Genomic DNA, 13270 nt, shown 5'->3' with positions numbered 1-13270 from the left:
GTCTTAGCATGGCTGATGATCTCCCGAGATTTGAGCGCGATGAGCTAGAGACATTTGTACAACAGTATATGGAACTTGACCGGAGGACACAGCGTCCACAAGGCATCTATTCGATACTCTCTGCGTCACGAGAGAAAAAATACCAAGATACGCTACAATACTTCTTGAATCCGCGGAAATCCCACGGGTTCAGATACGCACTCCTCAACCAGTTCTTCGAGTGTATTGATTTCTACGAGTACAACTTACCTAACCAGCATATCGACATTGATGATGAAGTCTGGATTGGGGACGACGGGATAGAAGGCCGAATTGACTTGGTTATCGCTGGTGGGAGTGCATTGGGTGACCATCCACGCTGGGCGGTGTTTCTCGAACTGAAGGTCGGTGCAGAAGAGGGGACAGAACAAACGCCCACGTATGCCGCGGCAGACACGTGGAATTTCAGTTGGTTTGACGAAAACGAACTAGTGGTTGATGATCTCGAATCAAAAAAGTATGTGTATCTGAAACGGGAGGCTGCTGATACTCCGACAGATTCCACGTTTGAGACCGTTACATGGGCTGATGTCGCAAAAAGTTTTGAATCAGGGACACAGGCATCGCTCTTTGAGTACCCCAACCGGAGTGTTATTCAGTTCACAGACTTTATTCAGTCACTGAAAGAGACAGAGGGTATGGACTCAGCAATTGATGAGGATGAACTCAATGAGCGGCTCAACGTGTATTTCGAGCACAGCGACCTCATCCAGCAAGTTGAACGGGCAAACAGCCAGTTCGAGAGTGATTTCGACGATGTGACCACTTATCTACAGAACAACTGGGTGGATAAGATCGTCAATAAATACGACGTTGAAAAATCCGGTTGGAACACCTCCGTGTCAAGCAACGCAGAGTATCAGAAGCTATTCCCGGAGTATTGGGATCAAGATCCGCTGAACAGTACCAGCACGATTCAGTTGTTCTACCGTCATTCGCCAACGACAGAGCTACTCCGGAATCAAACGCTCCGATTCAGACTCAGACTACCACCAGCCCGAAACGCACACACTGAAACACAAGACACCGGACACTCATTTAATACGTTGTTTGCTGAGAAGTGTACCACGAAATATGGAGATCGCATCCACGATGTACTAACTAAGATCGGTGTTGACGAGATACGACTGGGGAGTGCATCAGCACTCGCTGTCAAAGATTATCCGCTTGACCCACATAATCTGGTTGGTTCGTATTTTGACCAGCTTGACACTGCAGTCTCGGAGTTCTGTACTCCGGACAGCGGGCTCCCGATCATCATCAATGACGTCTTTGAAGACGTGTATCGAGACGTGTTCGGTGAAGATCCTACAGGTGAGTTTTCCGGCGGCCTACATATAAAAGAATAGCATTAGATACAGAGATACTCAATTTTGTTTAAATCCTACTCTTCAGATAGAATCCCGTCTGTAAAAGGGACAGATACAATCGGCGTAGAGATTTACAGAAATCCGGCTGTTTGAATTCGGCGGAGAGCTCTACGACTCGCCAACGCCGCGGTTGATCGAAGACGCACAGACGACTCACTCGCGCAATAACCGAACTTCCCAGAGACGCTCGTTTCAGTTACGCAACCGAGGTAAGTAGTATAGCTAAAGGCGGCTCTGTTGAAATCCTCTGTAGTTGATAGGAAACGGGTGCAAGATACAGAGGCTGGATTCAGCACCTGAACGATGTTATTTTCTCCGTCTATATCCTGAACTAGCCGGTAGAATTTGCTTGCACATTTATCGGCGAAGAGAATCAGATACGCCGTATATTCGAGATATAATATGGTTGTATGCTCTTCCGGCCCTAGCGAAATGATAAATTATATTAAGAAAAATACTAATAACTTCGCATAAAATGTCATCTACGAGTATGAAAGCTCCAAAAAGTATTGGAAGCATCGAATTGTCCGATGACAAATATACAATTGTCGAAGGAAATATCAATTTCATATATCGTATCGATGATTCCAGAGGTAACACCGTACTCCGGTTTAATATGGAGGAAGGCGAAGGCGATGATTATCATATTAAAGACGCAAATGATGAATTAGTGGGCATAATGGGAAGACATTATAATTCTCCTGAGATTCCCGAAGGACATGATGGAGATTATGTAATCTACTCGGTGATTGAGGATGAACCACTTGCTTCAATAAGTCTATCGTGGACTACTGGAGCAAAAGTAACAAATTATAATAATTCAGAGGAAATTGTAACAGTTGATGTTAATAATTTGAGACGGCTATACGCTGTTTTTGGCAAATGGCCAATTAATGCACTGCTAACCAGAAAATGGAAATTTAATTCGCCTAGTAAGGGTCAAATTGGCAAACTTGAAGAAAATAACTCATTCAACCCGTTCGGCAAGCCAACCAACGAACTATCGTTTGACAAATCTGTCAATTTGACAGACTTCGAAAAACTCTGTGTAATGGGTGTTGGAACAATCGCAGTCTACTAAGTAGTATCAATATAATCTTGAATTGTGTTGACCGATCTGGCTTGAGTCGAATATGGAGCTGATTCTGTGCGAGACACGCGCTGTGTATCTCGCACGTCTCTCAGAACATCTCTCTGAGCTGGCAGAATTCTCGGCGGTCAATAAGCAGTTCTCATTGACCGGCTGTTTCAGGCGAGAATATATCTGGAAAAGAGGATTTCAACAGAGCGTGTTAAACCGGGGTAAGAGGGGTCTCACGTCGAAGAAAATGATTAAATTCGCTAGAATTGCTTTCCTCGGAACCAGCAGTCGACGCGATGAAGTCTTGAAGATCGGCAAGTTGATCTTGGCTCATATCACAGAAGTCTGGATTCAGTTGAGGAAACCAGCCCAAAATTTCACTCTTCCTTTCGCGCCCACCGGTTTTGGCCTCTCCCAAATGGACCAACGCCTTTACTACTGTAAGAGGGAGCTGTGTATCGTTGCGGTAGTGTGTACTCTGCCGGAAAAATCGGTCTGCTTCATGAGTAGTTTGGAGCGTCCGATTCGGTCCGTCAATATAAAATCCGGATTTGTCCGTGCTCACTGAGTACTTCTTCAAATACGCATAGGTCATGATAATATATCGTGTCATTTCACCTATTTAAAACCTGTCCGAAGCCGGTTGTGCTAATCTTATATTAGGACGCGTCCGATTACAATCTGGACATCCTGAAATGGCGCGGGGATCCCCGCGCCACCCGCGGTCGAGAAGAGAACGCAAACTTTGGACATGGGTTTTGCGCTCGGAGTTGCCATACGATATAAACTATTGCAATCTGCCTCAGTATCTCGTCTAATTTTGAAAAGTGACTGCTCAAATCGTATTTAAACATATGGATTATCCTTTGCCGAGCCAGACTCCGCTGACTTGCCATAGTATATGAATGTTCAGGTTTTTACTCATCGATTTTGCTATCATTCAAATAGGAACACAGGCACTCTATCTCTGTAATGGAATCCCCACTAATGCGGACGAGAAGCGCTGTACGAGATGCACCGTCAGAGGAGGAATTTGAGCGTCTGTACCAAGCCACACTTGAGTCGCCATCGTACGAACGACAGGTTGAGGATCAGTTTATACTCCTTGCAACTGGGCGCCTTGGTTTACGCTCTGGCGAAGTGCTACACTTCCTAAGTGGAGACAATAAAAAATGGATTGATCGCGAAAGCAAACAGCTCAAAATCCCCCACCATGTAGCATGTGGGTGCCGCTATTGTCAGGAGCAGGCACAGCAAGCCGTAGAAACAAAACCCGAAAGAGACTTTGAACATATTATAGATCGGTATTGGAAGCCAAAATATAGCCCGAGTGCACGAGCGATCCCATACGATTGGTCGGCGCGCATAGTTGAGGTCGTCGAACGCTTCACAGATCTGATCGGTGGATTCAATATCGCTCAATCGACGTTGAATCGGCGCGTCAACACACTCCACGAAAGAGCTGGGATTAGTGGTAATACCTATCCGCACGCGTTACGAGCTGCCGCCGCGTGCTGGTGGGCAAACAGGGGAATGAGCAGTCCAAACCTCCAAGCGTACTTCGGTTGGAAAGACATGAGAGTCGCTGAAGCATACATCCGACTTAGTGGTAAAGAACTACAGAAGCACGTTTCGCGACTTCTTGATCAGGACCCAGAAGTGCCTGACGTTGACGGACCAGAACCCCAAAGTGGCGAGCACTCACGTCCGCGTTACGAGAATGAAACAGAGACGAATAATATGTCATTACTTGAAGTAGAGAAACACCTCGAAGAATCTGATGTGGTAGGCTGATTTGTGGCACGGGATCAGAGCAGAGTCGTCTACAGACTACAATTGATCTGTTTTGAGCAAAAAAACAATAAATATCACCCGGTTTGCCGAATTTACCAAATAAGCTATAACTGAGGCTTTGTTGAAATACTTAGTAAGTAGTTGATTTCTTCTTATCAATATAGCCGTCAGATTTCATTTGTTTTATGATAAATAAGCTGGCATTCGATCCCAAGCAGGAGCATCAAGACTTACCGTATCACGTTTGATTAGCGATCCTAGGCTCATTTTCCAAGTAGTTGGATCAAGCCGACCGACACGGATTGGCCCGAGTTGCTTGAGGTAATGTTCGAGACGATCCGGGTTGACACCCGAATTTTTGACCACAATCAACATTACCCCGTATCCTTCATCGAATAATGTTTGAAGGCGACGTTTTAGGCTAATGTTTCTATTTTTATATATTATCTCAACAGCAACTCGCGCTGGCTTAGACACGGCGTCTACGATTACAAAATCAGACGCGTCTCCAATACGCCGCTCAAGATCCACTTCGGCGAGTTCAGATCCATCCGGAAGGAGATTGTACAGTTTCATGACAGCAAACTCCTGCGCAGATCGATGACACGCCGAGGTGTTGCCATCAGCTACGCAGTTCGACTCACTGTTACAATGGAAGAAACGATCAGGCTGTCCGTCGTCGGACACATTGACCTTCAACTGTGAATCACAGAGCAGGCAACGATACCGATTGTGATGGGTATCCATTTGATCTGGAGCTAAATCACCAACAGAGACTGCAACGTCGCAGTGAGTATCAAGGGCTACGTGCATTATTCTTTTTCACCAGTGTGAAGGATTGACTCGCAGCGCTTTGCTACCTCTGTGGTGACCGCTTCGGTGAGATCAGAGTTGTGATCTGTGTCCAGCTGACAAAAAACATCATTGAGGAAGCGTACCTGCTGATATAGGTCTGAAACACCCGCCCGTAACGCGTCATCACTGCTGGAGGAGTTCGATATTTCCAAGTTAGGATCATCTAAATCTGATGGCTCCTGTGCCCGTCCAGATTCGCCCTCATCATCTGGTGTGGTGACAGCGGGATCGGGGTCTGGCACACCACGCAATCCTGTTTGATTGTTCACTGGTGATCCCCAGATGTCCTGCTGGTCTGCCTCACGTTCGTCATCTCCGGTAGCCGCGGTCTCAGTATCTTCGTTGACTACCTGCTCAAACTCAATAGGGAGGTCATCCACAAGCCCACGGTTTGTAAGAGCACTCATGCTCTCCATAGAGAGGGCAGATTTGATTAGCTCAACTCGATCCCCTTCCGAATCCTCAAATCGTTGTACGACACGCGGTGCGCGGTCGTATACTTGTGGTGGATATGAGGATGCACAACCGACGTGGTCTGCGACATTCGCATGCGTCTTGTCTTGTAGGAGCAGGCGAGCGATGATTATTGCCGCCTGTTTAGCAGTCAGTGTATCAAGTGATTCAGTCTCCTCGGGTTCATCATGTGGATGATAAAATTCTCTCACGACTCGACGGATCGTGCTGTAACTCAGCTTTGCACGTTAGCGTCAGCGGTTGAGTGAACGAAGAGGTGGTCGATCTCGGTCATCAAGTCATCGATACCGCGATCATCGTTGTCTCGAACCCACGAGAGAAGGTTGTAGACGGCTTCCTTCAGGGAGTGTTCGAGGTTCGCTCGAAGCGATGACGCCTTCGAGCGAACAGTCCCCAAGGCGCTCGACTCAGGATCAAGACGAACGAGACTGTAGGCAGCCATCAGAAGGTGCCAGTGCCGACTGGCACCTTCGTCGGTCTGCATCTCGCAGTCTCCAAAGCCGAGATCCTGCTTCGAGTCCTCGAAGAACGTCTCGATGCGCCAGCGCATCCCGTAAGAGCGGATCACGTGCTCGGTCGGTGCGTCGATTTTGTTCGTAGCGAGGTACTTGACCGGATTCTCTTCGTCTTCATCGGTCTCTTTCTCGGCGATAACCAGCTTCACGTCTCCCAGCTGGGAGACGGGAAGCTTCTTCGTCCAGATGTGGTAGGTATCGTCCTCGATGTTGCGCTCTGCGGTGTCGATGCGCTCTGCCAGCGCATCGACGCTTAGCTCTTCTCCGCCGTAGGTCACCTGTCGATTGCTCCGGAGCGGGCCGATCCAGTCCTTGCCGTAGGATTCGATGTGTTCAACGAGACCAGAATCGTGAGCGAACCACGAGTCGAAGAGGTAGGTGTCCGCAGGCACACCTACCTCTTCTTCGAGTTCGGTGACGATCTCGCGGGCGAGATCGTACTTGGTGTCGTGGTCTTGGTCATCTTCGTCCTGTTTTTCGTAGAGGCGGAAAGTGAGTGGGTAGGCGGTTTTATCGTCGGCGTAGAAGGCGTAGATGAGGTCTTGGCCCCAGACAGTGTCACCTTCAGCGTGATCGTAGAAGTGGCCGACGCCGGGGACTTCGTCCCCGGCTTTCTCGGTGATCGTGTCGTCGAGGATGATGTAACCACCCTGTGACCAGCGCGTTTCACCGTGTTTTTGGAGTTCTTCGAGGCGTTCGTGGTTGAATTGCTGTTCGTCCCAGTCGTACTCGGTGAAGAACTTGTTGAGGGCGCGTTTGCCCTTGGCTGGAAGGACTTCGCGTGCGATGCCTGCCACGGTCTTGTTGCTGGCCGCAACAAGACCGGTGGCGTAGGTTTTCGCGTGATGGCGCTGGGCTGGAGACAGCGACTCGAACTCGTCGAACACACGCGTACACGACAAGAACTCCGTAATCGGCATCATCCGTCCTTGCCACCGCCTACGTCATGCACCTACTTCAACGTGCAAAGCTGAGCTGTAAGATGGAACTTCAATTCCCAACTGGTCGGACTCACTAGCAACCAAATCCTCGAGCTCGGTGTAACTCGCATATGGATTACGAGTCGCAATCTTGATTATTTGCTTGTGATGCTCCGGATAACCAGCCGGCAGCTGGTCAATCGACAGGCTTTCCAGACTAATTTCCTCAGGTTGCCGCGATACAGTATCGAACACCCCATCATCACTCGATAGTACCTCTACCTCTACTTCTGGCATGAGGCCGTTGTGATTTAGATGGTCATCATCGTCGACACGCGTGATATGTACACGAGCAGTGATTTCATTATTGTACGTGACTCCACAGATCGGACATTGGTACGTGTACTCATCCTGCTGGTCAGCTGTATCTCCTATATCGATTGTTGTCTCTGTGCTAGTGTCGTCTATTTGTGCCGCCTCATCGAGAGGTTGCTGATGTTGGCTCATACGCAACCTATGATTGTTTCTCCATATACTTACTTAATCGGAGATTGATCATATAAAAAAGTAATAACAAACAGCATTCCAACTAACTCTCAGATAGAATCTGAAGCAAACCTAACGCATCATTCAAAGCTTCGCCCTCGGTAACCATTTTACCATCTGCTTGGTAATCAACAATATCCAGTTCATCTAAGACACTCAGGTGCGTCTGAACGAGTGTATTGTACACACTCCGGTATGGCTTTCCGGTGGCATGTTCAACCTGAATACCCTGCTCAATCGCTGTTATTTGCCGAGCGAGCGAGCGTACTGGGATAGCTTCACTGTTGGTCTCTTCGAGAATCTTAATAACGTAGCACCTACGCGTTGATGTCAGACATTCGTACATATTTGCCATGCGCTCCGTTTGCGCAATTTCCACCTTTTGTAATCTCTTCTCGCTCATTTATGCTCCTCCGGGCGTATTGGTGGATTTAGCTCATCATCAACAACTAAGTGAGTTTGTAGCGCCGTCACATACTCTTCGTGCACAACCTCACGCCATTGCTTATGTTTCTCAGCCATCTCGTCTGTTAGTACGTGACATCGGTGTTTGTGGAGAGTCTCCGCCCTATTATATAGGGGATTAATACACTTTACCCGCACATTCCCGACACACGGAACGGGTACATTTCGAGAATTGAGGTAGTGTATCGCTTCAGTCAGCAGTCCTATATCCGCTGGTTGTGGTGACTTGAGGGTCAACTCTAAAAGGTGTCTCTCCGGGTGATCGAGAACCAACTGGTGTGACAACCGGCCAGATTGGTCGCCAGCTTCAAATAAATCATAGACTAGACAACCATCGGATTTCTCTGTGTTTACGCACGACCCCGATTGATGATAACCTGCCTGTGAGGGTTTATCAGACTGCTTGTGTGGCTGTCTGTCCATACTCACGGGAGGACATACTGTGCGGCCACCTCTCTGTATTACCCGCTCACATCCGTATCTGAGCCAATCCTCAAGACCGTCAGTAACTGGGTGATTAATCGGGATTAGAGCATCCTGACGGATCAGTGTGACGCCACCAGCATCAGAAGGTGCGTGTTCAACAGTAGCTGATAGCCGCGATACAGGCTGTTGTAACTCACTATGGCCGTCAATTGTCTTCGTTGTCGATTCTCCGTCCGCCTGAACCCCAGCATTATGTGCTATGGGGTGCGTATCGCTATTTGCTGTCATTGGGGCAGCACTGGGTTCGGTGCTTGTACACCGGGCCCTTTTCCAAGGCCATTACAGTCTTGCCTATCATCGTTTAAAAATAATCGGGAATTTACTGAGTTATTTGTGTGTTCATATACTAATAGATGCCAAGTTGATTGTTTCTTCATCAGATGTTGTTCAGTAGTGAGCACTGACGCGACACCACAAGCGAGCACGAGGCATACTTGATGTAACTGAGACTCCAAACCGGAGTAGATCAGAATTCAGCTCCCACCACATGAGAGCAAAGGCCTGCTCAAGAGCATACTTTCTGAGCAGCGACTGAATATATAAACCACATGTCTTCTCGTTGAGCCATCTAAACCACTACCTTTTGAAAACTGAGTTCGCTGGCTCTGTTGAAATCATCACCCGCTGACACAAACGGCCTGGTGAATAGAGGGTGCAAATATAGCACTTACATCAACCGTGATCAAATTCCGTCGTCATACTCAGTATGCGTGACGAAGCTGAGTCTTTTCTCGGACAAGACGACAATTTCAGTCTTCTCAATTATATACCCTGCGACCGAATTGACTCAACAGACACGTTCTCAATATCCGCTAGTCGCTCGATAAGTTCCCTGTTGTATTCGTCTTTAGCTAAGACTCACACCTCGGTTGCGTACCGGTAGCGAGCGTCTCTTGTAACACTGGCCGTTGCTGGTGGATCTTCTGTGCGTCTTCGATCAGTCGGTCGAGCAGTGGTGGCGGCGAGTAGCCGAGGTATTCGCCAAGTTCGTGGAGGATGAGCTGGGCGTGCGACCGGAAGGTCGCCGCCCAGCGTTCTGGCGGAAACACGATCTCATCGTCGGCCTGTTCGGTGACCAGATCGAGCAATTCACGACTCACCAGCAGTGACAGCAACGCCGCGTACAGCAGAATTTCGACAACATGCTTCTTCGTCGTGTCGAACTCGTCCAGTTCGTACTGCGTTTTCAGCTCCCGAAACAGCAACTCCACTTCCCACCGACAGCGATAGATCGTCCCTAGATCCGACGGCAGAAACTCTTCTCTCGGCAGATTCGTGATGTACAGGTGGTAGTCGTCGGCGTCCTCTTTGCGGACGCCGACGACGCGAAACCGCTTCGTATCGCGTGACTGCGTTCCTCCGTACGGTCTTCGGTCGAACTTGGCTTCGACTTCCACGTCGATGTACTCGCGGTGCAGATCATCCACAACATCGTGGATCTGCTCACCTTCCAAGGGAATGGCGCGGCCGCGCCATTCCCGTAATTCCTCCGTTACGACCGGATTTGCGCTCTCTTTCAGCCGACTCACGAAGTAGCCGTCGTTCTCATCGATCAACGCGAAACGGCGGTACTTGAAGTAGGCTCGGTCGAACAGAACGAGCCGATCTTCGAGCCACGATCCTGTGTTAAACAACGTGCTGTCGTGCGTTTTCTCGTCAGTCACGTCGAGCCGTTCTATCGTCTGCTCAGTGGCATTATGGAGCAGGTGGAGCTTCGCTCCAGCCTGCTCCTCGTGGCGAGCTTCGTACTCATCGGCAAGGAACTCGTGCAACCGCAGGACGGTTCCATCAGCGATCATCACGTCCCTGAATCGGTCGATATCGGCGTCAACAGTGTCAGGGACAGCGACCTCGTCGAGGCCACGCTCGACGAGGTCGCGGAAGTACTCTGCGAGAGACGGCGTCAACCGGTGATAGAAGCCGCCGGGAGAGATCGTCTCGTCGGCTGTCGAGTTGTAGCTGCGTCTGAAGCCAGCGAGTGTTCGGCTTTCGCCTGCGGCGAAGCCGAACACGAATACCCAGACGAAGGCAGGCATCTGGAGCTTGCGGTCACGTTCGACCACGCCGAGTTCCTCGGCGTGCTCTTCAAGGAACTCGGAGGGAAACAATGTAGTGAGCCGATGCATAATCCGATATGAGGAGGCATTGGTGGACACAGCCGTTGCCTCCTCATTCCTCTCGAAAAGATGCCTCGATAAGCCGCCGCTGTCACGTTGTTTCTCGCTTAGCTAAAGACGGATGGTTCCCTGTTGTAATCTTCTCCATCCTTGCCGTGATGAACTCTGTAGTGACAGTTTGGGCAGAGAGCAATGACGGTTTCAGGCGTATCTGAGCCTCCATCACCTAACTCTTGGACGTGATGAGCGTGTAAATACGGGTCTCCTGTTTTGCTGGTGAATGGGGCAGGCTCTCCACATCCTTCACAGACGCCGTCAGCACGTGCTTTTACATACTCCTTGATTTTCGTTGACCTCGTGTACTGAACTGTCTGAGAAGTATTAGTCGTCGCTTCCTGTGGTACCTGCTCCACAGCATCCTCCTCCGCTTCCTTCCGAAGTTCATCTACAGTCTGCGTCTCCGTTCCAGACTCCGACTCGACAGACTGAGAATCCGAAGCCTCAGCACTGACAGTCTGACTCTCTGAGGACGCCGTCTCAGAGCCAGAAAATTTCTCCGACACTTTCGTATCAGTATCTTCAGACTGCTCGCTCCTTTCCGCTGTCTCGATATCTTCTATATCGCTGACTGAAGGAAGCCTACTGACTATCTCCGGGTCATCAGACACTTTCTTGGCTAGACGCGTTTCTATCAACTCTGCCTCAATTAGTCTGCCGACATCATCTTCGGTCACGTTTTCCACAACGATGTCGTGACCCGACGTCGTATCGATTATCCCTACGCCATTCCTACCTATCCTATCTATCTCAGCAACGAACTCAGCTTTGCACGTTGAAGTAGGTGCATGACGTAGGCGGTGGCAAGGACGGATGATGCCGATTACGGAGTTCTTGTCGTGTACGCGTGTGTTCGACGAGTTCGAGTCGCTGTCTCCAGCCCAGCGCCATCACGCGAAAACCTACGCCACCGGTCTTGTTGCGGCCAGCAACAAGACCGTGGCAGGCATCGCACGCGAAGTCCTTCCAGCCAAGGGCAAACGCGCCCTCAACAAGTTCTTCACCGAGTACGACTGGGACGAACAGCAATTCAACCACGAACGCCTCGAAGAACTCCAAAAACACGGTGAAACGCGCTGGTCACAGGGTGGTTACATCATCCTCGACGACACGATCACCGAGAAAGCCGGGGACGAAGTCCCCGGCGTCGGCCACTTCTACGATCACGCTGAAGGTGACACTGTCTGGGGCCAAGACCTCATCTACGCCTTCTACGCCGACGATAAAACCGCCTACCCACTCACTTTCCGCCTCTACGAAAAACAGGACGAAGATGACCAAGACCACGACACCAAGTACGATCTCGCCCGCGAGATCGTCACCGAACTCGAAGAAGAGGTAGGTGTGCCTGCGGACACCTACCTCTTCGACTCGTGGTTCGCTCACGATTCTGGTCTCGTTGAACACATCGAATCCTACGGCAAGGACTGGATCGGCCCGCTCCGGAGCAATCGACAGGTGACCTACGGCGGAGAAGAGCTAAGCGTCGATGCGCTGGCAGAGCGCATCGACACCGCAGAGCGCAACATCGAGGACGATACCTACCACATCTGGACGAAGAAGCTTCCCGTCTCCCAGCTGGGAGACGTGAAGCTGGTTATCGCCGAGAAAGAGACCGATGAAGACGAAGAGAATCCGGTCAAGTACCTCGCTACGAACAAAATCGACGCACCGACCGAGCACGTGATCCGCTCTTACGGGATGCGCTGGCGCATCGAGACGTTCTTCGAGGACTCGAAGCAGGATCTCGGCTTTGGAGACTGCGAGATGCAGACCGACGAAGGTGCCAGTCGGCACTGGCACCTTCTGATGGCTGCCTACAGTCTCGTTCGTCTTGATCCTGAGTCGAGCGCCTTGGGGACTGTTCGCTCGAAGGCGTCATCGCTTCGAGCGAACCTCGAACACTCCCTGAAGGAAGCCGTCTACAACCTTCTCTCGTGGGTTCGAGACAACGATGATCGCGGTATCGATGACTTGATGACCGAGATCGACCACCTCTTCGTTCACTCAACCGCTGACGCTAACGTGCAAAGCTGAGCAACGAACAGATCACCCGACTGCGGATGGCCATTCTTCCGAATCCACGCTCGGTATTCGGGTTCTGCGTCGCTCCCCACGTTCCGATAGAAATCGTTCGCAGCAATCGGATGGGTTTCCAAATAATCGTCAGAACGAAACTCCGTATTGAGACACACCCCAAAGCTCCACGAACACTTCTCAATGATTATATTCCTGCCCACAGCATTCTCGGTCACCTGACCGACGTTCACCTCCCTGTCTCCAAACTTAATTAGACAGTTACCTGACTTAGCACGCTGGTCAATTTCTGCGGTTATTCTCTCACCGGGATCTAATTCTCTCCAGATATCCATTCCTTCTATTTGACACCATTGTCTTCCGCGCCCGTATAATCTTCAGTCTGATGGTGCTGGTGGAGTATGTCCGATGGCGTTCCCGCTAAATTAGACCATGCTCGCGTGATCAACCCCCTAGGAACCGGGTAAAGGGCCTGAGTAATAACGAGTGGAATGCTGGCTATATTCTCTGTATT

General features: G+C 50.0%; 12 protein-coding genes. 4 read left to right on the top strand and 8 right to left on the bottom strand.

From position 1 onward, the window contains the following. The first annotated feature begins 8 nt into the window (after window positions 1–8). Window positions 9–1388, top strand: coding sequence for a PDDEXK-like family protein (locus ACZ5TV_RS12970; protein WP_379780096.1), 1380 nt, complete (start codon window positions 9–11; stop codon window positions 1386–1388). A gap of 511 nt (window positions 1389–1899) precedes the next feature. Then, window positions 1900–2490, top strand: coding sequence for a hypothetical protein (locus ACZ5TV_RS12965; RefSeq protein ID WP_379780094.1), 591 nt, complete (start codon window positions 1900–1902; stop codon window positions 2488–2490). Window positions 2491–2701: 211 nt separating this feature from the next. On the opposite strand, the gene ACZ5TV_RS12960 is transcribed toward ACZ5TV_RS12965, so the two are convergent. Then, complete coding sequence (locus tag ACZ5TV_RS12960; protein WP_464383901.1) at window positions 2702–3085, bottom strand: hypothetical protein; 384 nt, start codon at window positions 3083–3085, stop codon at window positions 2702–2704. A gap of 377 nt (window positions 3086–3462) precedes the next feature. On the opposite strand from ACZ5TV_RS12960, the gene ACZ5TV_RS12955 reads away from it, so the two are divergent. Beyond that, window positions 3463–4284, top strand: a complete 822-nt coding sequence (locus tag ACZ5TV_RS12955) for a tyrosine-type recombinase/integrase (protein ID WP_379780090.1) — start codon at window positions 3463–3465, stop codon at window positions 4282–4284. Between the two features lie 183 nt (window positions 4285–4467). On the opposite strand, the gene ACZ5TV_RS12950 is transcribed toward ACZ5TV_RS12955, so the two are convergent. From ACZ5TV_RS12950 to ACZ5TV_RS12920, 7 genes are all read right to left on the bottom strand, one after another. Next, entirely contained in the window at window positions 4468–5097 is a 630-nt protein-coding gene (locus tag ACZ5TV_RS12950; protein ID WP_379780088.1) for a hypothetical protein, read from the bottom strand. Further along, the gene (locus tag ACZ5TV_RS12945; RefSeq protein ID WP_379780086.1) at window positions 5097–5804 is read right to left on the bottom strand and encodes a hypothetical protein; all 708 of its coding nucleotides are present in this window, start codon (window positions 5802–5804) and stop codon (window positions 5097–5099) included. Before ACZ5TV_RS12945 ends, ACZ5TV_RS12950 begins: the two co-directional genes overlap by 1 nt. Before the next feature lie 23 nt (window positions 5805–5827). Then, entirely contained in the window at window positions 5828–7051 is a 1224-nt protein-coding gene (locus tag ACZ5TV_RS12940) for an IS701-like element ISHala1 family transposase (protein WP_007140874.1), read from the bottom strand. A 21-nt stretch (window positions 7052–7072) separates the two neighbouring features. Next, entirely contained in the window at window positions 7073–7555 is a 483-nt protein-coding gene (locus ACZ5TV_RS12935; RefSeq protein ID WP_379782371.1) for a hypothetical protein, read from the bottom strand. 82 nt (window positions 7556–7637) lie between these two features. After that, complete coding sequence (locus ACZ5TV_RS12930; RefSeq protein WP_379782373.1) at window positions 7638–7997, bottom strand: DUF7344 domain-containing protein; 360 nt, start codon at window positions 7995–7997, stop codon at window positions 7638–7640. A 1399-nt stretch (window positions 7998–9396) separates the two neighbouring features. Beyond that, entirely contained in the window at window positions 9397–10671 is a 1275-nt protein-coding gene (locus tag ACZ5TV_RS12925; protein WP_379782375.1) for an IS4 family transposase, read from the bottom strand. 98 nt (window positions 10672–10769) lie between these two features. Further along, window positions 10770–11405, bottom strand: coding sequence for an HNH endonuclease (locus ACZ5TV_RS12920; RefSeq protein ID WP_464383900.1), 636 nt, complete (start codon window positions 11403–11405; stop codon window positions 10770–10772). A 127-nt stretch (window positions 11406–11532) separates the two neighbouring features. Between ACZ5TV_RS12920 and ACZ5TV_RS12915 the strand changes: the two genes are divergently transcribed. Then, window positions 11533–12756 carry an IS701-like element ISHala1 family transposase gene (locus tag ACZ5TV_RS12915; RefSeq protein WP_007140874.1) on the top strand — a complete coding sequence of 408 codons (1224 nt, stop codon included), beginning with the start codon at window positions 11533–11535 and terminating at the stop codon, window positions 12754–12756. The last annotated feature ends 514 nt before the right edge of the window (window positions 12757–13270 follow it).

It is taken from the genome of Halorubrum tibetense, from assembly GCF_055396225.1.
This window is presented reverse-complemented; position numbering and strand designations above follow the sequence as displayed.